Here is a 23,954-nt window from a genome sequence, read left to right as displayed (position 1 = left end):
TAGTTCCTTATTAATTACAATTTCTATAATTTTGACAATAGGGTTATTCTGTTATTCATCACAAAATTTGATTGCATTCGCCAAAGCACAATAAAGTGATACACAGTATAGTGCAGTTCATTCAGGCGATAAGGGAGTTCATCCGGTAGACACCCAAGCAGTTGGAATTGCTGATTTCGCCTCAGCTGAAAACAGTATTAAGTATACTATTAATGCTACGGAAATTGAAGGCACTACTACATGCATATTCATTACGGAATAGAAGGCGAAAATGGCCCTATAACTGTCACTTTGTTTAAGTATGACAATCCTCAAAACCAAGTATTAGAGAGAGGGACAATCATGGCTGAGAATCTTACGGGACCTCTTCAAGGAATGCAAGTCTCGGATTTGATAGATGAATTTAATCAAGGCACTACTTATGCAAATATTCATACAGAGTAGAATCCGAATAGTGAAATCCAAGGACAGGTAGTTGACTTAGAATTACAAATGGATATTGAGAAACTATAACTAGATCAAACCCTATCTTTATTTAATTATTTTTATAAGTAGTCCGATTTTTATTTCTAGAAAATTCATTAACTATTAGGGTTCACTAATAGTCTAAAGTTTGAAAGTTAATTACAAATGATATATTAAAAGACAAATTTTGGTTTTCTTTCAGTTTTTTCTTTCTTGTCAAATGAAATCCAAAATTAAGCATTAATATTCACAACTTTTAAAAGACTATAGTACTAACACAAAGTTTGCCTCAAATATCTATTAAATATAATTTGACTTTTTGTTTACCCCCAAAAAGGATTAATAGAGATATATTGCTATAAGGAATATCAGGGCTGGTTTAACGTCTATTGTGATTTCTATTTGTTAATATTGCTGTGGCCCCAAATGTCTATATTAATTCTAAGGCAGTACAAGGTTGATAGGTATCTCAAGATATCGATGAACTAGGGCAGGAACATATAACTGGTTTTATCATATAGAAAAATCTATTCAAACTTTAATATATACATCAATAGCAAAATAAATTATGGTAAAAAGACTTGGTGTTATTTTTGCAGGACTATTAATAGTTCTATTGTTATCAAGTATTAATTATAATGCAAAAATCCAAGTATTAGCACAGCAAAATACTTCGGTTAACACAAACACTTCTGCGCCTCTGACGCCAAATGTGGTGTCAAATATTACAAAGCTTACAGGCGGAGTAAAGATAATGTCTCCAGATAAAGGAGATCTAGTTCCATTAAATTCAAACCAATCACTTGTTATTCACGGTATTTCAAAGGATAATGCAACATCAGATTGTGATGTTTCTGTTATCATAAATAATATAAAGCCATATCAGAATGTTCAACCCACAGGTGCTCAAGGAGCCAACGACTATTCTAACTGGCAATACACAGTATCAAGCAATTATACAAACATCAATGAAGGAAATAACAAGATAACCTCTAAAATCTTATGTTTAGGTGGTCCTCAAACATTACAAGCCTATTACTCGGTAAACATCACTGCTACTAACTTTACACAAGCACAGTTATCAAGCTATAACATGATGTTAGAATCTTCCAATTCGACAGCTAATGGTGGTAATATGAGTCAGGTTTCAGGTGGATTACAGCAACCTTTTGCACAAATTCAACAATTTAACCAAGATACAGGAAATGGTCCAATCTGTTGTAAAACAACTGCAAGCAGTTCTACCGGATCAGGAAGCGGTGGTTCTAGCAGCAGCAGCAACAGTAATGATGACGATGATGGCGACTCTACCTCTAGCAGCAGCAGCAGCAACAGTAATGATGACGATGATGGCGACTCTACCTCTAGCAGCAGCAGCAGCAACAGTAATGATGACGATGATGGCGACTCTACCTCTAGCAGCAGCAGCAGCAACAGTAATGATGACGATGATGGCGACTCTACCTCTAGCAGCAGCAGCAGCAACAGTAATGATGACGATGATGACGACTCTACCTCTAGCAGCTGGAGTGGCTTTAGCAGCAGCAACAGTAATGATGACGATGATGACGACTCTACCTCTAGCAGCTGGAGTGGCTTTAGCAGCAGCAACAGTAATGATGACGATGATGGCGACTCTACCTCTAGCAGCTGGAGTGGCTTTAGCAGCAGCAACAGTAATGATGACGATGATGGCGACTCTACCTCTAGCAGCAGCAGCAGCAACAGTAATGATGACGATGATGGAGTTGGCTTCTCAAATAGAATAGGTGATTCTGACTTTGGATATAATTTCGATGACCGCAATGATGACAGTTCGGGATCATCGAACTCTGGTGTAGAAGGAATTTTAGACAACGTAGAAGATACGATGAGATCCGTCGGTATCGATTTAAGCTTTAACTGAGAATCTCTTATTTTGATTTCAGTTAAGACTCATTTCTTTATCTTGCCTTAATGAATTAGACAAATATGCACCCCAACCAACTCTTAATTAATTTACAGTAGTTGTGATTTTCATCAAGGAAATGGCAAATTAACCTTCTCGCGGTTGAAAGATAGTTGACACTCTCTGGGATAGTTACAATGATTTTCAGAAATAAATTTTTGGGATTGTTGAGATCAGATTTAGTAACGCTGCACAGTCAACTGAATTATTCTTTCATCCATTCTCTGTTTTCAAGATAATCTATTAATTTGACCATTTGATCCATTCTAATTTTACCCCCTGCTTGGTTCATACATGATTCGTAAAGCATTAACAACAATTGGTCTTCGCTCGCCGAAATAATTTTATCTTTTTCAATACTATCAAAAAATCTATCCTCTTTACCCGTATGATCCTCAATAAATATGGCATATGTTTTCAAGAATCTTGCAATAGGCTCTATAAAATTTCTTTTTTGTTCTTCGTCCTGATAGGATTCATTGACTTTGGATTTCCAATTATTTATAGCCTTCCTAAGTATAATGGCTATTCTTCTTCCGAATTCATGTTCAATAAGGAATTTTCGTATATCTTCAGAAAATTCGCCCTTTTCTTTAGTTTCAGGAAAGTATGCTTTTTCTTCTTTTCCATGGTGAAAATGATCTACAAACTCCTCTATTACGACTGAAATAATCTCTATATCTTCTATAGGAACAAGCTTTGTTTCGTACAAGCTATTTGAGCACTTCAATGCAATATCTTTAATTCTTCTAATGGTAATATGATCCTTTTTAAGATCTTGAGTTGATTTCAATTATGACAAATAAGTATAGTATGATTGTCATTAAATAAATCCTTCATTTCGGTATGTAATTTCAATTGACAAAGATACCGAAAAGATTGAGCTCTATGATCCTAATAGAATTCTTTGGACATTAATGTTATTCAATTAGAGTGAAATTAGGTTAAATCTTGAAATATTCTAATCTTGTTACAATTAGACAGAGGACGAATAACTTGACAAAGATTTTTTGCAGAAATTATCCATAATTTTATAAACTAAGGTTCAATACTAAAGGATTTTTGTATGCTAATATTGTGCAATCTATTGATCTTATTACCCTCCATCAAAAAGGATTTTACAATAATCAGAATGTTCCACGGGTTGGCAGGGCCACTCCACTAATAATCTTGGAATCTTCCGAACATAAGAAACAGATTACCTTAGCCAATTCCTCGGCTTGTATCCAATTTGAAAAGTTTGACGTAGGCATTGCTGCCCTGTTGCTTTCGGTATCTAGTATTGTTGGAAGGACGCAATTGATATTTATTCTTAGACCCTTTACCTCCTCTGCCATGGATTCAACCAATCTTATTAATCCCGCTTTCGATGATGCATATGCGGAATCATTTCCATTTGCTTTTGCGCCAGTCGTGGAGGATACATGAACAATCTTTCCATACTGATTTATTTTCATAGATGACAAAACATGTTTACTTACAAGGAAAGCAGATTTTAGATTAATGGACATCATTTTATCCCATTCATCTTCACTCACTTCACTCACACTTTTGCCACCAAAATATCCACCAACTACATTTGCTAAAACGTGGATTTGACCAAATTTCTCAAGTATATTCGAGATTAGTTTTTTGACCTCGTCCTCACGAGTAATATCAACCTTCATGAATTCAATAAGTGTTTGACGAGTTACTTTTTGTTCCGCGTTTTCTCTATCAAGTATTTTTGCCTTTAATTGTTGCATCTCGTTTTCAGACCTAAATGTTATAATAACTGCCTTTGGAGAGAAATTCAGAAACGATTCTGATACTTTAGAGCCTAACGCACCCGTGCCACCAGTAATCAAGATAACCTGTTTATTAAAATCACGTTCCATGGTTAAGATTAAACCTAGTTACGAATTTACTTTTCTATCTCGTATTAGTATTAAATAATCCTACTGCGGGCATTGAAAATCAATCTAATTGAAATAATGGCTTTTATGAAAAATAACTACATGCATTAACCAGCCATTACTCGCAACCATACCAAAAATGTTGAATTAATTTACTTAAATCTGATGAATTTCTTGATCAAATGAATCCTGGCATGGACATATCATTTTTGAACAATTATGACAAACTGATAATGGAATTAGGTTGTGGCGATGGAAGATTGCTATACGGATTAGCAAATAAGGATATGAGATCAAATGCTTTTTATCTTGGAATCGAATTGGATGTTTCTCAATATAGGAAATGTTGTCTCCTACTATCTAGTAAAAAGGAAAATTTATTGTTTGTTAACTGCCCATTAGAAGATGCAATTAACGAATTACCCGATTATACGGTGGATGAAATCTTATCAATATTACCACATCCAAAATATATTGACCGTAAAAATGAGAAATATTGGAAACCAATATACCGAACCATACTATGCAAAATTAAGAGAAAAGGGCACCTGTTATTAGTGACTGAATTTACTGATGAGCTATTTTCACCAATTATAGATGATGAATATAAGAGTTGGAAAGAGTGGATTATATCTACATTTACCAGTTTAGGTTATTGTGTTGGCAATATAATTGATGGGGTACCCACTAATTACACATCGCAATTTCTTGATTTATTTAGTAACGATCAACAAAGAATCAAAATTCTAACTATATACTTCATTAAGAATTAAAATTAAACCTAATAGATCCAGTCTAGTTTAAAGAACAAATATTTTATAATTTTAAGTTGATATAAAATTTTAAGAAATTAACTGATTTTTATTCCTTCTTGATTTCATAGACAGGCCAATTACTATGATGCTTATCCCTATAGCTATAATGATAAGGCCATTAAATGTCCATTCGGGATTTGCATACATGAATGAAGAAGCAGGTCCAATCAATGAGTTACTCTGTAAGTGAAATAGAATACCCAAAATTACCAACACGAATCCAACTATAATTACCCATCTACCCGATTTATGATTTGGTTTCGTCATTATTTGTTAAATTCGTTATTTATTAAGGTCAGTATAAACTATGGTCTTTCTAACAAAGAAGAAAAGAAAATATGTTCTATTATTCTATAATAAAATGTAATTCAGATATTGTCTATTAGAAGGAACAGAATGGATATCATTGTATCATCCTGATGTCCAGAGACAAAGAAGTACAATATAAGCCCTCGATTGTTTGTTATTAGTATTTTTGCTAAAGAGATAAGATAGATAGGCTGGATTATTTGTAGTTTATCAAGATATCCAAATTAATTTAACTAGATCTAAAGCCTGAACCAAGCAATTCAATCTCTTTAAATATTTGATCTTCCAACAGAACATATTGACTGATAGTAACAAAGACCGTGTTTATACTACAATAATTCAATGGTTAAAGGATTATGGTTATTCTATAAAGGAGGAGAAACTGAAAACAAGTACTACAGAGTATTACGCAAAGGTATTTCCGCCAAATCAAGATATAAAATTTTTTGAAATATTTTCAGACGCTGATCTTAAAGATGGATTCTTGCTTCGTATGAGTGTAGCGTTTAACCCAAAAGATAGAAGTGACTTTGAACACCTCAAGGAGGAGGTTCAAAATGATCTTTTTATCCGGCTGCATAAGATACTCTCACCAATTAGACTACTCTGCAAAATTGAAAATTCCGTGATTAGCGTGGAAAAGTATTTGTTTATTGATGTGAATTCGATAGAATGTAAACAATATTTATGGGACAGTGTAATCGAGATGTCAAACGCAATGTATCTAATTGAGCTTGCATTTTATGAATTCATAGCAGATCTATTTCCAAAAAGGAATTAGTAATCAATAAAGTCGGCTGATTCTCAAAGGGATTAAGAATTACTATTTTATAAAATGATTTTATCATTGTGACTCATTGTCTATCTTCTATAGATTTGTCGGTGCTTTAACCTGTGTTAGTAATGGATAGGTTTGTATAACTTTTTAGCAAATGCTGGTAGTGCCTTACAGTTTGGTTGAGAGATACTTTATTATGGAAACTTGAGCATTATAATATATTAAAAGAGCATACAAAAATTTATCCTCCAGCATGGATATATTATAGAGCAGTCGGTATCCAATATTTTATAGTATTATCCTCTGATTTCGGGAGTATCAAATGAAATAATGCACCGTAAATGGTTGCTACGATGGTCTCGTTATCAAATTCCATAGCACAATGTTTACAATGATAAATTTCCATAGATTCTCCTTTTGTCCGCTGTATTATTAGTATCGTATTGAAGGCGTTTCTGTCTCGGGTTACAACATATTCTTTAACTGAATTCTTTATTAGTATATCCTAATTTCATTTTTGATTAAATCTATATTATTTAGATTCTCGTCTAATTCTACTCCTTTAGATGAGCTGAGGTTAAAACTACCTTTACCTTGGTAATTTCCGTTTTTAGTATTTTCTGGATATATAGTATTGAGATAGTCTGTGGTATTATTATTTGGAAAAAAAGCTCACTCCATATTTCTTAGAAGGGTGAATTTGATATCCATATTTTCCATGTTTATGTAAATACCCAATAGAAGAAATATTTAGATCTTTAATTAAGAAGGTTTGGAACGTAATTATTTATGACTACAGAATACATCTTGACCCAAAAGTAACAAATTATGGAAACGATCGACTAATAAGCCAATTCTGATTCTAACCACTTGTAATTAATATTAGGTGTTTTTTGTACCATTCCTATCTAATAACTGAAATAATTTTCTAGAATCATTCAAACACTTGTTTCAAAGTCATTTAAATGAAATTGGAATTCCTTTCGTGTGAGAATAGTGTATAGTATTATTAAGTGATATTTTAATATGAAATATTAAGGACAAATATATTTATATTCTTAATGAAACTAAAACCACTTTTTTTAGTGGCTGAGATGATGCTGGTTGCAACTTTAGTTAATATTGAAGTGTATAATCAAAATATAATTGGTCAACAAGTTCCTGATGATACTGCTCCAATGTCTAACAACGTCACAATTTCTCCAAACGAGAAAATCCAAGTATCGATTGTATCCGAAGCGACATTTCTAACTGATACCGCGTATTATCCGAATCCTGTGGAGGTGAATGTAGATCAAACAGTTCTGTGGACAAATGAAGACTTTTCTTTTCATACTGTTACCTCGGGTGATGTGAGCGATACAAATTCAGTCCGTCTATTTGACTCTGGATTGGCTGGTCCAGGAGCACTGTCAAGTACCGGTAAAACTTATGAATATACATTCAAATCCGCAGGAGAATATCCATACTACTGCATACTTCATCCGGGAATGGTGGGGAAAGTAATTGTTACAGAATAAAAATGAATATTCCTAATTTTACTCTGAATTTTTATCCACCATACTGCATTTTTACATGTTCGAATTTATTTTTGGTCGATATTCTTCCCTATTTAGATGAAATTCAAAATTATATTTAGATAAAAATATTGTGGACTATTCGATGAATTCAAATTGTCAATAATATAAGTAGATCATTAGTCCACTACGCAAAAGAAAAAAACAAAAGCTTTCCAAGGAAAGTATACTAAGTTTATTATCGGCTCTATATGTGATTTGAAAAATCAGAATCTTTGTTGGTGTTATTTGAGACGATATTCTAAAATAATTGTCTAATTATATGACAAATTATATGACAATTCCATGGACAACCTGAATTCGTCTCCTCCTGGTTATCATTCAGTAAATCCGTATTTAGCAATCGGAGATGTACGGGAATTTGTAGAGTTTTTAAAAATTGTTTTTAATGCAGTTCTTATCAAGCAGATTAAAGAAGACAATGGGGTGTATGCTGAAGTTAGAATAGGCGATACTTGTATTATGATAGAGGAAGACCATCAAAAAAGCCATTTAGATTCACCTTCATTATGGGTGTATGTTAGGGATGTCGATTCTGCTTACGAGAAAGCCTTAAAAGTTGGTTGTAAATCAATTGAACCGCCTACGCGCAAATACTCAGTAGACAAAGTGGCTAAAGTAGCGGACCCTTTTGGAATCATGTGGTTTTTAGCAACATTTAACGACAAGCTCTGAAAGATGTAAACTATCACTGATCAGAGACGCCTTAGATTCCGTCACCTGATTAAACAAAAATGCTATCCGGAATTGATCTTGGAGCTAATCTGATATCTGATTCGGCTTTTTAACCACATTATGAGGATGACGGTACTCTGAGAAAATGTAGAGGACTATGAATAAATTTCTTCAGAACATTCACCCCATATTTATTTACAATCTTTTCTCTATTAATTGCATTCTATACTTGAAATTCAAATTTCGCTAGCAGAAACATGTTGCTATAGTGGTTTGTTTAACCGATGATGGGATTATCACTTATCATTAGTCTTTCTGAATGTTGTTTTTTCTCGAGGGAGATGTCTTTGTCATACATCCTTTCTATTGCCCCGGTATTATAATTAACCAGATAATGAATAATGTAATTTAGACTATTCCTTAAAAATTTTATAGTTTACACTAAAAAGCACAATTTATTTAATTAAATATCATTGTGAGTACATAGAAAAGTAAATTTTATATCGCGGGATTCTAATTCTACACTTGTGGTTAGATCATCAATTTTTCGACCTGAGGATAAGAACGGTGATCTAAACAATACGAATGGGTTATCAGCTGCCCGGTTGCCCACGAAATTCACCTTAATGGGTTTCGAATTTTATAATAGAATAAAGTTATTTCCCTGGTGGCTACAGTATCAAAAAGGTCAAACCACAGAATCTATCCTTAAAAATAATATCATAGGTTTGGGAAGATCCTTAGGCTTAGACGATAAATGGGTAAAAAATATACTACGCTACACCATATTCGAATTTTCAAAGAAAGGATTGGGCACCAATTATTATGGTTATCATAATATACAACACGAACTAGAATCAGTTTACTTTACGCTATTATCAATATCTGGTATTAACAACGGAGAAGATTTCAAAATCTCTCAGAAAGAATCTGCTTATTTATTTATAGCCGCGCTATTTCACGATTATGATCCTCTTAAGGAATTTGATAAACCTAACGAGGATTGCGTAGAATTTTTCATCAGAAATGATCCTAAGATCAGAGAATTTATCACAAACGCGGATCTCAATATTGATTTGGTTATGACGTTGATCCACAGGACAGCATATCCATTCAAGGGAGAAATTGCGCAATATGCTGCCATGAAGATTAATGAATTATTCGATGCGGCTGGAATTTCAAAGACCGATTTAAAGACAAGGGACCGTTTTTGGAATTTAGGCTGGTTTCTGTCAGTATCTGAGCGTATTGCCGGATATGCATTAGGAAATTATGAACACGCAAGAGATATGGCTAGACGTAATGCTCATGCACTGGGATGGCATCCTTCTGTTATTAACAAAAATTCTGTGAAATATTTTGATTACTTGATGGTAGAAGAAAAAGAGATGTTCGATTTTATTATGCCGAGGATACCATCTGAATTTAGAAAAAATTTCTATGATAACGTTGCCTATTTTAGAGAATCTTGGAATAAGGAAGTAGGATTAAGAGATTCCAAGAGAGGTACGAAAATGATTTTTGTTACTGAGAGACTAGATAACAAAATAAACGAAAATACCTTAAAGGCCATTTTAGACATTAATAGCCGAGTATCTACTTTGATGCAACAAAGTGAGGATTATTTCAGAAAAACATTTTTTGATGAATCATCTATCTTGATAACACTGAGGCTGAACACCAGCGATGGTGATGTAATAGGCTATGCAAAAGGCGGTCCGTTAGAAAACTATGAATTGCGTCCAGGTACTGTAGATGTGAATAAAGGATTGGCTAACACTGCATATCTAGAAGGGGTTAGCATTCTTGAGGGTTATTGGGGAGGTACCGGTGGTCATTACTTACGCATAAAATTTTTGAGTGAAGCAATTAAGAATGCTTATAGTTACGTTACTGGTTATGCTCATAGAGATGTAATAATGCAGCGCAAGAAGAAAAGCGAAATTATTGAAATTATACAAAAATACGATCCAGATAAACTAGATTATTATAGAATTGACCTTAACAATTCAATTTATCAAAGCATAGTTACTGATGCTTATGATATTATTTGTTAGTAAAATAACGAAGGTTCTTTTAACGCATTATTTTGAATCTTTAAAAAGTCCTTAGTGTTAAAATTCTAATACGTTTTAAACATTTATACATATCCTAACTTAGATTTTATTCAATTTGAACTTACTATAAATACCTCACAGTAGAAAATAGAGAATATATGTATCATAGATGAATAGAACTACTTTAATTAAGGAGTAGTTTTTAAAGTAAATATCATTCGACCGCAATAGCGTTGACTGTTAGACATGGAAGAGGAATATGGATAATGGAATATTTTTTAGATTATTACAAAAACCTCTTTTTAATAGTTATTTAACAAATTGATTATAATGTTCTCTTGTAAATTATCAAATGGGTTTTAACATGGTCATTTAGATTTATTTTCTCCGATCGATTCATCATTTTTATTATAAATATTGGGATTTAAGCAAAATATTGTAAAGAATTTGTAAATAAAGCCAATATGAACCAATCTTCATCAAAAGATTTATTAGAAACAGTTTTGGAAATACTATTGGTATGTCAGAACGATGTGGTGTTAAAGATAAATGGTATTCGATGGGAGTAGTATTATATAAAAAGAAATCATATAAGGAAGCTATCAAATGTTTTGATAGGTCCCTCGAACTATCTTCATTGAGAGGCTTTCATTCTTGGTATATGAAGGGAAATTCTTTATATCAATTGAACGAATTTAAGGAAGCTATCAAATGTTTTGATAAATCACTGTCGTAATAATATTGTGTTGATGGGTATGATCCAAAAAAAAGAAATTTAAGGATTTTACTAATGGAATTTTCCCACCCCATGTTTGAGTTCGTTAGAGCGTTGCGTACTAGAGATCTACAGCATTTCTCCAAAAGTAAAATAGATTCGCAAAGAGGTGTGAACTGATAGACTCTGATACTACTTTAACAAAATTCATAGTCATTAACGGATTAGGTTGCCAGGTGTAAGCGTTTATCTATATCGAATACAAAATGATTAGATTTTATTTTGAAAGGACCAGTTCCGGCTAAGATACAAGTATAAGACTCAATTTTAGTCCATTTTGTAGATTTTTGGCAAAATATTTCATCTATTGCTAAAAGAAATTGAAACATTACTATTATGAAATTAGGATCACTTTGTAATAGTCAGTTTAATAAAATCTGAAACACCAGTAAATAGTTTAAGCTTTGATAGATAGAAACTGTTCTTTTGTCAAACTAAGAACGATAATCAATTGTGACACTGGTTTCATTGCTGATAGGAAAAGACAGCCTTGACCGTTGATTTGGATTTTTCTAACTTTAGTAAAATAAAATGCTAATTTGCAAAAGTAGAGCGACTGATAACCCCGACATTGATTCTGCAACCCATCGGAGAAAATGAAAATAGCTTCTGAAATATGGTGTGGCATATCTATCTTGTTGGTCCCCTTAGGAGTATCAAATGATTAGTATATGTATGTGTCTCATTCAAGATTTACTTTCTCCTATGGGCTTTTATAACTTGATTGGCTTTCTTTTCTCCTGCTCTAATCGATTCCTTAATGGTATCAGGTGAGAAATCGGCATTTTCAAATATATGAGGATGCTTTTCTTCGCGGGAAATATAGTAGATATCTTTTATTTCAGCTCCATGATCCTGATTATATTTTTTATATTTTCGACGAATTTTACTCAAAATGGCCGCATCTAATTTCAATCTGTCTGTATTATTCTCAATAATTTGATAAAGATCCTTTATGAAATCTAAATATCGTGTTATTACTTCTGACATTTTTATATTATGTTCCGTTTTGTCTGAAAAAATAATGTCTCTGGCTCTATGGTGAACTTCAGCGAGGTTGCTCGGCAATGAATCTACCTCTTTTGGATAATTTTCTACTAGGAATATTTTCTTATCCCTGATCGGTGATGCCTCCAGAACTTCCCTAAGTGGGGTGTTACTTAAAAGACCGCCGTCCCACGCATAAACTCCTCTGTCAACTTCTATCCATGGAAAATTATAAAGTGGATAAGCAGAAGTTGCTAAAATGTGCTTCGGTGAGATCTGTTGCTTGAAGCTGTCAAATATGAGAGCTCTGGAATCCAAAACACTGACTGCAGTCAATATTAATCGAGGAATATCTTTTCTTTCTGGCTTTAACTTGTCATAATCAATATATCTGTCCAGTGTTTTGAGTAAAGGCCGATGATCATACAAATAAGTCCATTTCATTGGTGTGAAGTATTCAGGATCAGATACTGCATATTCAGGAAACCATCTAGGTTTGAAGAATTTCACATTTCCGAAAACAGCAGAGCTAAGGAATGAGTTAAGCTGTTTACTTTTTATCTGTTGTTCCTCCCTCAGCTTTAAAAATGTACTAGCCGAGTCAATGTGAGGAAGTGGATATCCAAAATTTTCGTAATATTGGTTTATTATTTCTGAGCTCAAAGCACTGTAAGATTTCTCATTGCTAACAAAACTTTCAGAAAGCTCGAGCCAAAACTCTTCTAATTTTTCATCGGTCCGCTCTTTATTTCGACTGCCTGCTATTATGGCTGCATTGATTCCTCCTATTGAAGTCCCTGCAATTACGTTTAAGTTGAGTTGATTTTTTACTAGCGCTTTGTATACTCCGCACCCAAATGCTCCTAACGATCCACCGCCTTGAAGTATCAACACGTTCTCTAAACTTGTCTTGTCTTCTTCCAACAATTCCAACTATATTAGAACCGTAATTCTAAAAAGCTTTGATATTTAAAATTGAAGTACATCGAAGTATTTCGAAACATTAAACTGGGAAACTGGGAATTGTTCCTATTCACCCCATATTGACTCTACAGTATCAGTGCAGCATGAAAAAATATAAACGATAAAAGACTTTATTTATTGTGGATTCCATTAAATATGATAAATTTGTTTGCCATTCAAATGCACACTTTGTTCATTCAATCATTAATCACAACAAGAGATAATTGAAAAATTAATTTCATTGCTTATTTTGATGACCTAGGTGACATTAGTGTATCTAATTCTCAATCTTGATAAATGAATAACACTATAAATGCATTATAAACAAGGTTTTCATTATGCATTCTTGCAAACGCATGAACATAGTCTTAGTATTAATGACCGCTATATCTACCACCTTGATAATTGGTTTATCCTTGCCAAACCAAGTTATAGGTCAGATGAATGGTACACAACAACAGAACCAGACGGATTATACTGGTTTTCATTCAAATGTTGAACAAATCATTGGTCATATAGAGAAGGCAGAAGAAAACAAAATTTCTAATAATGACACATTAACTTTAGGTCACGCACTTCACCCTATTCAAGAGGTATTGACGCTTATTACTATCCCATTATCTACAACAGATAACAACCTAAATGATACATATTTTAGGGATTTATATCATTTGCCTGCTTTAGCTTCTCCTGGTAATAGTACACTTGACGAATTTAATAATAAAACCAAATATTCAATTGAATTGTCTAATAAAGTAATAACCACAGTAATACCTGCCACAGTCTTAGGAACTACCGAGCACAATGTTAGTGTAATAAAAAATCTACTAACCATCTCTGGTTCAGAATATAAGGAAGGAGTTGCAGGAGGTAATATAATATTGGAATTGGAATATCAGGATGGTTCTGCTTTTATTGATAGAGCATTTACTTTGTTTAATAATACACAAAATATCTCAAATGAAACTCAGATAATTACGGTACTATTATCTCATTTTGCAAATTTGACAGATTCAGTCCAAAACCTACATGATCCCTCCATTATTGATCAAATAATTCAGGAAATTAACATGGGATTAAGCCCAAAGGACAACTCCACGACTTCAATTGACAGCCCAACTCAAACTACTCAGGACTATATAGCTACTATTAGAGGGTTACTAAATGAAGTAATTACAGCATATGAATCAAATGATAAAACAAAGGCCAAAGAATTAGCAACTACCGCATACTTAGATAATTTTGAGTACATCAGAAGCACCAATTGGGAAAGAATTATCTGATAGGGGTGAAGCTCTACTTAGGGAAAAGCTTCGTGTACAAATAGACGGGAATGCATCAATAGAAGAATTAAAAGAGAGTATTGCTGAAATTAATAAGGTGCTAGATGATGCTGCTACCTTCTTAGGATCAAATCCCCAATAATTTTTTCTAGTAAGATAACATCAGCTAATTTAGTCCATCATACTGCTCTTGTTTTTGTATACTCTGAAGGGAAAATCAAATCATTCACTTTCAATCATGTTTGATATCAAGTAATTAGAATTGTTTGATGAATAGAATAAATCGAAAAAAGTACTATTGACCTTACTAACTCGAATGTAACAAGATTATTGATAAAAATATTATTTAGGTATAAGCGAAACAAATATTAGCAGATTATCTTGGTCATCACTGATCGTATGAATCAGCATATTTCTATTCAATTCCATGGTATCGGAATATTATTTCTATTCTCAACTATCTTTATCATTGTCGTATGCATCTTTTCGTTGATGATCCAACATGTTATTGCTCAGCCATATAACAATGAAAGCCAGGAATCTGATTATTTACAAGAACCTCCAATAAACCTCACTGACAAGTCTACAATACTTGTCCTTTTTGCCAGTTTGATCAAAGACAAGATATCTAATATAGTTGATGTTCTTGAAATCTCAAGTAAAGACGAATCCCTTATGGACGTACCTTTTATAGAGAATGTTACTGACGAATACAACGGTATTTCATCGAGCTTAGACTTGGACAAAAGAAATCTAGGTAAAGATATCCTCCAACGAAACAAAGATCTTGCAAGTATTTTCTTTGTTCTGCCTAATGGAGATATCTATATGGGAGAACCATTTAGTGACCAAGAGCAACTTCCAAGAATTAACTTTGCAGATCGAGAATGGTATAAAGGAGTTCTCAAAAGTAATCAAACCTATATTAGTTCAATTTTTATATCTTCTTCGATAAATGCCCCAGCATTAGCCATTGCGGTCCCTATTTACTCATCGATAAGCGAGCTTGGTAATCAAACACTTTCAAGCACTCTAAACGGATACTGGGTCGGGATAATAGATTTACACTCTCTGCAAGACATTTTTGAAAGTCTATCTCTTCAGACTAAAGATCAATTCGTTTTGATTGATCATAATGGAACTGAGCTTTTAGATACCAAGAAATATAATTTAAAACTACTTAATGTTACAAGTTTTAAAAAGGAACCTAATTCACGCTCTCTTAGTGAAATGACTCAGCAAGTTAATCTCGAGACATTTGAGCATTTTGATACCATCAAAGGGGTGTTAAGCGATCCTAAAACCCCTTATAATAGTGCAAATCTGGATGATAGAATGTGGATGATTTGGGATTCAATTAAAATTAAGAATTCCGTTTGGTATGTAGTATTAATAACAAGAATTTGAATCTTGGAACTTGTTTTACCTAACCTTGGAATGGATTCAAAAATCGTTGGATAATCAAATAGCCATTCTTATGATATGAAAAGCAAATAAATAAAAAAATCAAACTATGCAATTGAAATTTTCACTCTGGGTGACATCCAAATTCGCTTAGATGCCGATAAATTTTGTAGTTGAGCATCTTGTATTGTATTAAACAGAGTAGTACTTGTGACTGGAGGAATAATTATAATCAACTATATTTTGAATTTACGAATCATTATAGATTATGGTACTTCTACATTCTGTTTCCTTTACGCCGTCTTCCTCTTGAATGATTTTCTTTATCCCACTAGTCATAAATTGCTGAGTATTATCACTAATTGCTGCACTCTCGGACGTGGAAATGCCACTATTGGGTAAAATGCCGAATTTAGGCATAGAGTTCATTGTAGCACCAATATTATTTTCAGTAATATTGCTTAATATTTGCTCAAGAATCGCAAAGCTGACTATGCCCTTTACTATCATCTTGTCGACTTGTGTATTTAGATCACCTAATGTTTGAATGTCTGTCACATTAATACCATAGTAGTCTATTATGCGTTCTATATCAACACTTGAACCGCTGAATGTAATTGGAACAAACGAGTTTGATTTGCCTATGGCGTCTATCTGCATCTTTAACAATTCCCGTTCCCTGATGGATACTAGATGTTGATACTTTTGATAAGCTACATCTAAAAACTCATAGCATTTACCGTTTAAATTAATATTCACATTCTTTTGAGGATAGTAATTGTATGCAGCGAAAAATAAGAGAATTCCACATATGAGACCTATGATTATTCCAGGTATAATGATAGATTGTAAATTTCTCAGCTCCTTGTCTACCCCTTTAGTCTCAAATCAATTACCGAAATAATCTTACTTAAATTTTATATTGGGATATCATTTCATCTTATTTGATGGTATTCTTCATAAACAATGAGTAATATACATCTTGTAAACTCCTCAACACCGCTGAAATAAATTGAACTTGATTGAAACAATCAACTCTTTAATGAATAGTGCAGATGAACAGTCATACTTGCAGGTGGACAGAAGCACCGCTTTAAATAAAATAGTAGTGGCGGTTAGTGCAGTGTAAAGTAAAGTGGGTTTTCTAACGGAAGTTATTTGACAAAAAATTATAATTATTTTAATAAATCGGCTTTAGACTACCTTTTTATGAAGACATTTCTTCCATATCGTGGGATATTATATCAACCACAGATGGATGACCAGTTTTTGGTCTATTTTAAGTAAAAATATCAATTCAAAAAACCCCTCATCCAATTTTAAGGATAATCAGATACACCAGGGCGATAGGTGATCAGATAAAAGCTTTTCTTATATCTTGTGGAATGTTTTTACATTCTTTTTTACTAATTCACCAAACTTGTCAATAGGTATTGTTTTTATTGGATCCATTATGAAATACTTTTTTGATTCCGCCTTTCCACTTTTATCCTTTTTATATAGTGTGTCTAATCTGAGTAAATGTTCTTTTATTTCTTTTGCGAGTTCCAAGTTGCATACTTTACTATTGCTAATTGCAAGAAGTGATGCCTGAAGCATTTCTGTCAGATGATCCTTTCCTTTCTCTTCATGAAAATGTGGATTCCTTGTTTCTATCTGAAATATTTCCATTCCTTTTTCAACGATATCCGGCGAATCTGTAGGGAGCAATCCTCCAAATTTTTCTAAGATATTGATAAATTCATATGGTTCGATTGAGTACCCGCTTGAATAATTTAAATTTTCTGCTAATGACATAGATAGGGCATGCTCCCCAGAATTTCCCGTTTTTATAATATCTGTTTCAAATCCCGTAATATAAGACAACAAGGCGTTTAGATATTTGTTAGTCACCTCTGAGGTTCGTCCCCATTTAGGGAATTTCAATATATTGTTCCTTATTTTGGGTTTGTAAAGCCACGAGATCCTAATATTGCTATAAGGGGTAGAAGCCATCCCAAATCCAACTGCGTAGATCTTGCAATATTCGTTTACTGCCCCTGGAAAGTAATTGTCACTATCGATAAAACCGACATACTTTTTATTATGCATTTTAGCCATTAGAATGCCAATTATCATTCCTTCAGCTTTCCCATCACGGATCTGTTTTTTTGAATCTAGAATTGATGTATATTTTATTTCTTCAAATATTTTTGCAAGATCAGGGTCTCCTTGATGTATTATTATTATTTTCTTATCTGCAAATTGAGAATATTGCTTGATCATTTCCACCTCCATTGAAAACCTGTTTACTGGTGTAATCTGACTATTTGAAACAATTACTACCATACATTCATTTGGAATTCCACTCAAAACCCCTTCGATTAGTCTTAATCTTTCATTTTTTATGGGTATAACAATTGCAAGATCTCTAAATATGCTAGAAAGTTCATCATGATCAAAAGCTCGAATAGTCCTGTGTCCACCGTGAAACTCGGGAGACTTTCCTGAATCCAATTCATAGATCTTCTGAACCGCATGGAGGCTAATAGCCCCAATCCTCTCAGAAAATCTAGGGGGGAAATCAAGTTTCATATCTAATTATAATTATGCTCATAATAATACCTATTCCATAAAACTTATGACTCAGCACATAATAATCCCCCCTTTCTATTATATTATGTATTACTGACAATGACTGTTAGACCAAAACTTGTAGTATTTGACATGGATGGGACTTTAATTCAAGGCAGATTAATAGAAATAATTTCTAAAAAAGCAAAAGTGACAGAGAGAGTAACTAAGATTCAATCAGACTTATCTTTATTGGGATATCAGAAAACCCAAATAATAGCCTCCCTTCTTAAGGGTGTCAAAGAGAAGGAAATTGTGGATTCAATTGATTCTATTCCTATTATGCATAATGCAGATAAAATTGTAACGTGGTTTAAAAAAAATGGATATAGAGCAGGCATCATAACAGATAGTTACAGTATAGCGGCACAAGTTATTGCAAAAAAACTTGAATTAGATTTTTGTTCAGCCAATGAATTAATCATTAAAGATGGGATAGTCACAGGTGAAATCGTTATGCCGCTTGGATGGGAGAAAATCTCTTGTCCATGTAAAATATCTATTTGTAAAAGATATCACTTAAATCATTATGCCGATAAGTATGGTGTTCAAATTAAAGATACGATCGCTATCGGAGACACCCGAGGAGACATTTGCATGATAAAGCAAGCAGGATTGGGTATTGCATTTATGCCAAAAGATCAGGACATTATTAAACAAAGCAAAAACATTATTCGTAATCCAGATTTGATTGAGGTTCTAAATTATATGTAGTATATAAATTGTAATACTTAAATTTAAGTAATGGGGTTATTATTATATCTTGTTATACAATAGTAATTGTTTAGGAAATTTTTAAAATGTGTGGAATTGTTGGAATATTAAGTAAAAGAGGGGAGAATGTAGCACCTTTGATCGAAAAAATGTTAACTTGTATGAAAAACAGAGGACCTGACGGTGTTGGATTGGCTACCGAAGATGAGATAGTATACTCTAATAAATTTGATAAATTATTTTTTGCTCAGGCAAATGCATTCAATGTACTTGGACACTCGAGATTAGCAATAGTTGGTGGCTCATGTGGTTCACAGCCTTTTATTAGCTGTAACAAAAAATTGGTCTTAGAACACAATGGAGAAATATATAACTATAGAGAATTGAGGAAAAGTCTAGAGGGCCGTCATAAATTTACGACTTCGACTGACAGTGAAGTTGTGATACATCTGATAGAGGATCATTACGAAAAAACGAAAGGTAACCTTTTGGAAGCCGTAAAAAGGACCGTTTTTCAAATTGACGGAATTTACGTTCTAGCCATAAGAGAACAATCAACAGGCAATATTATACTAGTAAGAGATGGTATCGGTGTAAGGCAAATTTATTATAGTGAAAATGATAGTTTTATCGCTTTTGGCTCAGAAAAGAAAGCATTGTGGAATATCAATATGTTTAACAAGATTGAAAGGCTATTACCTGGATATGCCTTGGCTATTTCTAAAACCGGAGACGAGCATAGCTACAACACTACTCTGCATCCTATAACCGTTAACACTAGCAAGTCGATTCGTACTAAATATTCAATAACGTACAAAGATATTAATTCTGCCTTGGATGCCTACAATGATGCTCTGATCCAGTCTGTTGAGAAACGGGTAAGAGATTTCAGTCGAATAGGAATTGTCTTTTCTGGAGGGATCGATAGTGTTATTGTTGCATATTTGGCCAAACAAATGGTTCCTGAAGTCATATGCTATACCTCTGGAATTAAGAATTCAAACGATATTACAAATTCTATAGAAATAGCCGAAAAACTGGACTTACACTTGGAGATTAACCAATTATCGGAAGATGACGTTGAAAAAATGATACCTGAAATCATAAATGTGATTGAGGATGATAATATGGGTCAGGTTGAGGTTGCGATTCCAATTTATGCAGCAGTCAAATTAGCACGCGAGCAAGGAATTAGGGTTATGCTTACAGGGCAGGGCGCAGACGAAATCTTTGGAGGCTATTCATGGTACTCTAAAATAGTTCAAAAATATGGGTACGACAAGATCCTGGAATATATGATTAAGGATGTAAAGTTGTTATACAAAGAAACACTGGAAAGGGAAGATAAGATAACTATGTCACAGAGCGTAGAATTGCGGGAACCATTTCTCGATCCAAACCTAATTGATACTGTTTTAAGAATCGATCCGAGATTAAATATCCAAAATGGAGGTATTGATCTATATGACAACCTAGGAAAAAGAGTGCACCGCAGGTTAGCCGAAAAATTGGGTATTCCTAAGGAAATTGCATATAGAATTAAAGAGGCAGCTCAACATGGTTCAGGGATTCACAATCTGTTAGATTCTCTCGCTAGGAAGAACGGATTCAGCGAAACCAGTGTCAAAAGCAGTTACTTAGATAAATTACAGAAAAGGGAATTGATGGGGAGTTCTCAACGTTATGGGCATTTATTTGAGAGTGAGAAGATCTGGAATATAGAGCCTCATATCCAAATGTACTTGGAGGACATCGCAACCAACATTTTACCTGCCATAAGTAAATAGTAAGTCTCTTTTTTATTTATTAGAAAATAGACCTATTCTGTAAATATGTGAAACTCTAAACCAACTCGACTGGTAATATATGATTAATGAGGAGACTTGAATTTTAAATACTAAGGATCATTTGCGATTTTAGGAACTATGATTATCTCATAACCCCATTGGCCTAGAAAGAGATATTTATCCAGGTCTGTGAATGAGTGGTCAGTATTCGTTTAATAATTGTGAATGCAGGATTGGAAAATAAGAGATTATTTCAGCTTTGAGCAAATTGTGGATGCAGGTATTATTTGTTGACTTTAGAATATTCGCTGCATCCATTTTTTAAGTTCTAAGATTACAAATTTCAGAGTTAGCAATGCAATAATTCCATACTTTACATATTTAGTTTCAAAAAATCCTTTCGACTTTTCCTCACCTGTTTTAATATTAGATTTATTAAAAACATCAGTTTTAATATTAGAATTGTAACTTTCGTATTGAATTTCAGCTCTAATTCTAGACGAATCATATTCTCTTCGCTTGTTAGGATCAGAAAGTATACTATAAGAAGTGTTAATTCTTAACATCATATCATTCGCATGAGGGGTTTTGTTCCGATCGGGATGGTATTGCAATGCTAGCCTTCGATAAGCGGATGATATTTCTCTAGATGAAGCGTTACTAGCAACTCCCAATATATTATAATGATCCATTTTTTCCAAAGCAGCTTATTATAATCAAATCTATAGCATTATTATTAAACTTGTCATTTTGCACCATAATAGTCCAAGTTTAATTCATCCGAATCTGCTTACATTAGTCGATAAATCCTATGGAAGATATGAAAATCCGACATTTGAGTTAGGTTCAATGGAAAACCGGATAATAACTGTATAATGCCTTGGTTTTACGGAAAAGTAATGATTTCCTTTAAATGACAGAACTTTTAATAAAATCCTATTATTAAAATCCTATTCAATATATCAAAATTTCCAAATTTAAAATTATATAGATGGCTTGTGACTATGTATGTTAACCTATCAACCATTTAGTATTTCCTCTAATTCTAGGTCATCAGTTTTTTTTTCCGTTTTTCCTTTGGTCTCCTTATGGGGAATGCTGTAGTACTTTTCATCCCACTTGCCAATGATCAATGACATCGAATTTATTAAATCAGTAACACATTCCAAAAAATATTGTTTATTTAGCCCATCTGTAAAAACTACTTTGTATAGTTTGATAAAAGGATGATTCCTTAAAATGGAAACTTTAAGAGGAAGAACTAATTGGTTTATTTCAATATAGGTTAATTCAATTTCTCTTGCCCTGGTTTGAGTGTTTAAATGGATCTCTATATTCTTGTCAAGTTCAAATGTTGTTCTTAGTATGAATCCATCTCTCAAGTCGTCCTGAAATTCTAGATAAAAGGGAGTGCTTAACCCTGAGGAATACGGAATTTGTGGTGTTATCTCGGCTTGAAATTCAATACCGGCTATTCTAACATATTTGGAGTTGTCTACTACTCCATATCCCCAACTCTGGAGCCACCCAATTAACTCTGCAAATTTGGATTGTTTTGTATTCGCTAATTGCTCTTGCTCATCTTTACTTTTGGGGAGCTGTACAAAATCCTTTGATGACTCATTTTGTGCCGATGTAGACATAGTTTAAAATAAAAATATACATTATTTAAATAATCATTTTAACATCAACTTTGAAATCAAAATTGCTTATCTCTTAATAGCCCGTATTAAAACATAATCAATAAAATTTCTATCAGATGCCAACTTCATCTTTATCATAGATTTGTAAAGAATTAGCTCAAGAAACTTGGGATACTCTTTAGTTATTTCAATCCTCAATTTATCGCGATTCTGAATGTAAAATTCGGCCAACGGTCCATAGATTTTCTCCCCGATATACTCTATATTTGATAACTCAAAGCCATTCCTTAGCAACAATGATTTTAACATTCTAACGTTATAGTGTTCAGAGGCCCACGTTACTGCAAGTATTCCAAGATTATAACTTTTGGAAAAAGGGTCTAGATTCGAATCATAGGATATAACTGGCATAGCCATTACAAGCTGTCCTGAATTCTTTAAGATCCGTTTTGATTCATGTATAAATTGAGCCATCGGCTTAAAATGTTGAGCTGATTCAAATGCTGCTATCCTTTCCATACTCTCGTTTCTAAATGGCATTGATGTTGAAGTTGAATTAATGTGAAATATTCTATTACTAATATATGAATTCGAATTCGTACGACTATTGACATCTTCAAAAGATTGATTTCTATTTATGTCGGCATTTGCAGTCTTTAGTTGGTTAAGACTAATGTTGAGGCAATATATTTTGAGATTAGAATATCTATGAATCCATTGTAATGCAGGAATGGAAAAACCACTTCCTACATCTAATATTGTTTGAGCAGTATCAAAGGAACCGTATATTCCGAATAGTTTAGTAAGTTGAATCTGAGCTTGTAGCGGGTTGGTAATATCCTTTGTCCAGTATCCAAAATTTAGTAATTTGCCTCCAGTAGTAATTCTCATCAAATTTGAGAATGTATCGTATACATTCACAACATCGCGTTCATTCCTTCTAATAAATGAGAGAATGATAAGTCCGAGGATACTTCTTAACAATATCTTTCTATAAATAATCAAACTAAGTTATTTTATAAAAGATTATTCTATTCGTGTCATTCCATTTAGTACTTATTTGCCCAGTAATAAAAATTGAGATTATTTAGATACCACAAAATTGGATTGTCCAAACTGGCTCTCATTTAAACAGAAAATCTGAGAAATTTTGTCATACTTGTGATAGTAGGTTTTATTGTAAAAGTTTAATTTTAGAAACTTTTAATTTATGTCTTTTGAAATATGAAAATATTCATAACAATAGATAATGTATTAATTCTATAA

Annotated in this window: 23 protein-coding genes; 13 read left to right on the top strand and 10 right to left on the bottom strand. The window is 33.1% G+C overall.

From position 1 onward, the window contains the following. The first annotated feature begins 240 nt into the window (after window positions 1-240). Window positions 241-444, top strand: coding sequence for a CHRD domain-containing protein (locus tag AB0A59_RS08865; protein WP_458743067.1), 204 nt, complete (start codon window positions 241-243; stop codon window positions 442-444). Between the two features lie 589 nt (window positions 445-1,033). After that, a complete protein-coding gene (locus AB0A59_RS08860; protein ID WP_458743065.1) occupies window positions 1,034-2,371 on the top strand; it encodes a hypothetical protein in 1,338 nt (445 codons plus the stop codon). Window positions 2,372-2,618: 247 nt separating this feature from the next. On the opposite strand, the gene AB0A59_RS08855 is transcribed toward AB0A59_RS08860, so the two are convergent. Continuing rightward, window positions 2,619-3,206 carry a hemerythrin domain-containing protein gene (locus AB0A59_RS08855; protein ID WP_458743063.1) on the bottom strand — a complete coding sequence of 196 codons (588 nt, stop codon included), beginning with the start codon at window positions 3,204-3,206 and terminating at the stop codon, window positions 2,619-2,621. A gap of 334 nt (window positions 3,207-3,540) precedes the next feature. After that, window positions 3,541-4,290 (bottom strand): SDR family oxidoreductase, encoded by a 750-nt coding sequence (locus AB0A59_RS08850; RefSeq protein WP_458743061.1) that lies wholly within the window; start codon window positions 4,288-4,290, stop codon window positions 3,541-3,543. A 212-nt stretch (window positions 4,291-4,502) separates the two neighbouring features. Between AB0A59_RS08850 and AB0A59_RS08845 the strand changes: the two genes are divergently transcribed. Further along, complete coding sequence (locus tag AB0A59_RS08845) at window positions 4,503-5,081, top strand: class I SAM-dependent methyltransferase (RefSeq protein ID WP_458743059.1); 579 nt, start codon at window positions 4,503-4,505, stop codon at window positions 5,079-5,081. A 69-nt stretch (window positions 5,082-5,150) separates the two neighbouring features. Here the strand turns inward: AB0A59_RS08845 and AB0A59_RS08840 are convergent, their stop codons facing one another. After that, window positions 5,151-5,390 carry a hypothetical protein gene (locus AB0A59_RS08840; RefSeq protein ID WP_458743057.1) on the bottom strand — a complete coding sequence of 80 codons (240 nt, stop codon included), beginning with the start codon at window positions 5,388-5,390 and terminating at the stop codon, window positions 5,151-5,153. 340 nt (window positions 5,391-5,730) lie between these two features. Between AB0A59_RS08840 and AB0A59_RS08835 the strand changes: the two genes are divergently transcribed. Continuing rightward, window positions 5,731-6,213: a DUF2299 family protein gene (locus tag AB0A59_RS08835; protein WP_458743055.1), complete on the top strand. Its 483-nt coding sequence runs from the start codon at window positions 5,731-5,733 to the stop codon at window positions 6,211-6,213. Window positions 6,214-6,472: 259 nt separating this feature from the next. On the opposite strand, the gene AB0A59_RS08830 is transcribed toward AB0A59_RS08835, so the two are convergent. Next, entirely contained in the window at window positions 6,473-6,616 is a 144-nt protein-coding gene (locus tag AB0A59_RS08830) for a hypothetical protein (RefSeq protein ID WP_458743053.1), read from the bottom strand. 655 nt (window positions 6,617-7,271) lie between these two features. On the opposite strand from AB0A59_RS08830, the gene AB0A59_RS08825 reads away from it, so the two are divergent. From AB0A59_RS08825 to AB0A59_RS08810, 4 genes are all read left to right on the top strand, one after another. Continuing rightward, window positions 7,272-7,730, top strand: a complete 459-nt coding sequence (locus AB0A59_RS08825; protein ID WP_458743051.1) for a cupredoxin domain-containing protein — start codon at window positions 7,272-7,274, stop codon at window positions 7,728-7,730. A gap of 342 nt (window positions 7,731-8,072) precedes the next feature. After that, window positions 8,073-8,462 carry a VOC family protein gene (locus AB0A59_RS08820; protein ID WP_458743049.1) on the top strand — a complete coding sequence of 130 codons (390 nt, stop codon included), beginning with the start codon at window positions 8,073-8,075 and terminating at the stop codon, window positions 8,460-8,462. A 527-nt stretch (window positions 8,463-8,989) separates the two neighbouring features. After that, complete coding sequence (locus tag AB0A59_RS08815) at window positions 8,990-10,519, top strand: hypothetical protein (protein WP_458743047.1); 1,530 nt, start codon at window positions 8,990-8,992, stop codon at window positions 10,517-10,519. 520 nt (window positions 10,520-11,039) lie between these two features. Further along, entirely contained in the window at window positions 11,040-11,255 is a 216-nt protein-coding gene (locus AB0A59_RS08810) for a tetratricopeptide repeat protein (RefSeq protein WP_458743045.1), read from the top strand. Between the two features lie 732 nt (window positions 11,256-11,987). On the opposite strand, the gene AB0A59_RS08805 is transcribed toward AB0A59_RS08810, so the two are convergent. Beyond that, entirely contained in the window at window positions 11,988-13,205 is a 1,218-nt protein-coding gene (locus AB0A59_RS08805; RefSeq protein WP_458743043.1) for a patatin-like phospholipase family protein, read from the bottom strand. Between the two features lie 395 nt (window positions 13,206-13,600). On the opposite strand from AB0A59_RS08805, the gene AB0A59_RS08800 reads away from it, so the two are divergent. From AB0A59_RS08800 to AB0A59_RS08790, 3 genes are all read left to right on the top strand, one after another. Further along, window positions 13,601-14,527, top strand: a complete 927-nt coding sequence (locus tag AB0A59_RS08800; RefSeq protein WP_458743041.1) for a hypothetical protein — start codon at window positions 13,601-13,603, stop codon at window positions 14,525-14,527. Then, window positions 14,487-14,669 (top strand): hypothetical protein, encoded by a 183-nt coding sequence (locus tag AB0A59_RS08795; protein ID WP_458743039.1) that lies wholly within the window; start codon window positions 14,487-14,489, stop codon window positions 14,667-14,669. Before AB0A59_RS08800 ends, AB0A59_RS08795 begins: the two co-directional genes overlap by 41 nt. Before the next feature lie 350 nt (window positions 14,670-15,019). Next, the gene (locus AB0A59_RS08790) at window positions 15,020-15,934 is read left to right on the top strand and encodes a cache domain-containing protein (RefSeq protein ID WP_458743037.1); all 915 of its coding nucleotides are present in this window, start codon (window positions 15,020-15,022) and stop codon (window positions 15,932-15,934) included. 246 nt (window positions 15,935-16,180) lie between these two features. Here the strand turns inward: AB0A59_RS08790 and AB0A59_RS08785 are convergent, their stop codons facing one another. Both AB0A59_RS08785 and mpgS read right to left on the bottom strand, forming a co-directional pair. Beyond that, a complete protein-coding gene (locus tag AB0A59_RS08785; RefSeq protein WP_458743036.1) occupies window positions 16,181-16,690 on the bottom strand; it encodes a hypothetical protein in 510 nt (169 codons plus the stop codon). 612 nt (window positions 16,691-17,302) lie between these two features. Continuing rightward, complete coding sequence (mpgS, locus tag AB0A59_RS08780) at window positions 17,303-18,505, bottom strand: mannosyl-3-phosphoglycerate synthase (protein ID WP_458743034.1); 1,203 nt, start codon at window positions 18,503-18,505, stop codon at window positions 17,303-17,305. A 99-nt stretch (window positions 18,506-18,604) separates the two neighbouring features. Here mpgS and AB0A59_RS08775 point away from each other — a divergent pair, with 99 nt between their 5' ends. Together AB0A59_RS08775 and asnB are read left to right on the top strand one after the other, a co-directional pair. Then, a complete protein-coding gene (locus AB0A59_RS08775; protein ID WP_458743033.1) occupies window positions 18,605-19,258 on the top strand; it encodes an HAD family hydrolase in 654 nt (217 codons plus the stop codon). Between the two features lie 86 nt (window positions 19,259-19,344). Beyond that, entirely contained in the window at window positions 19,345-21,045 is a 1,701-nt protein-coding gene (gene asnB / locus AB0A59_RS08770; RefSeq protein ID WP_458743031.1) for an asparagine synthase (glutamine-hydrolyzing), read from the top strand. Between the two features lie 296 nt (window positions 21,046-21,341). On the opposite strand, the gene AB0A59_RS08765 is transcribed toward asnB, so the two are convergent. From AB0A59_RS08765 to AB0A59_RS08755, 3 genes are all read right to left on the bottom strand, one after another. Continuing rightward, complete coding sequence (locus AB0A59_RS08765) at window positions 21,342-21,737, bottom strand: J domain-containing protein (RefSeq protein WP_458743029.1); 396 nt, start codon at window positions 21,735-21,737, stop codon at window positions 21,342-21,344. Window positions 21,738-22,064: 327 nt separating this feature from the next. Next, the gene (locus tag AB0A59_RS08760) at window positions 22,065-22,688 is read right to left on the bottom strand and encodes a hypothetical protein (protein ID WP_458743027.1); all 624 of its coding nucleotides are present in this window, start codon (window positions 22,686-22,688) and stop codon (window positions 22,065-22,067) included. A 66-nt stretch (window positions 22,689-22,754) separates the two neighbouring features. After that, complete coding sequence (locus tag AB0A59_RS08755; RefSeq protein WP_458743026.1) at window positions 22,755-23,609, bottom strand: methyltransferase domain-containing protein; 855 nt, start codon at window positions 23,607-23,609, stop codon at window positions 22,755-22,757. Window positions 23,610-23,954: the final 345 nt, after the last annotated feature.

This window comes from Candidatus Nitrosocosmicus sp. T, assembly GCF_054408485.1.
Note: the sequence above shows the minus strand (reverse complement) of the source record. Positions and strands in the feature narration are given on the sequence as shown.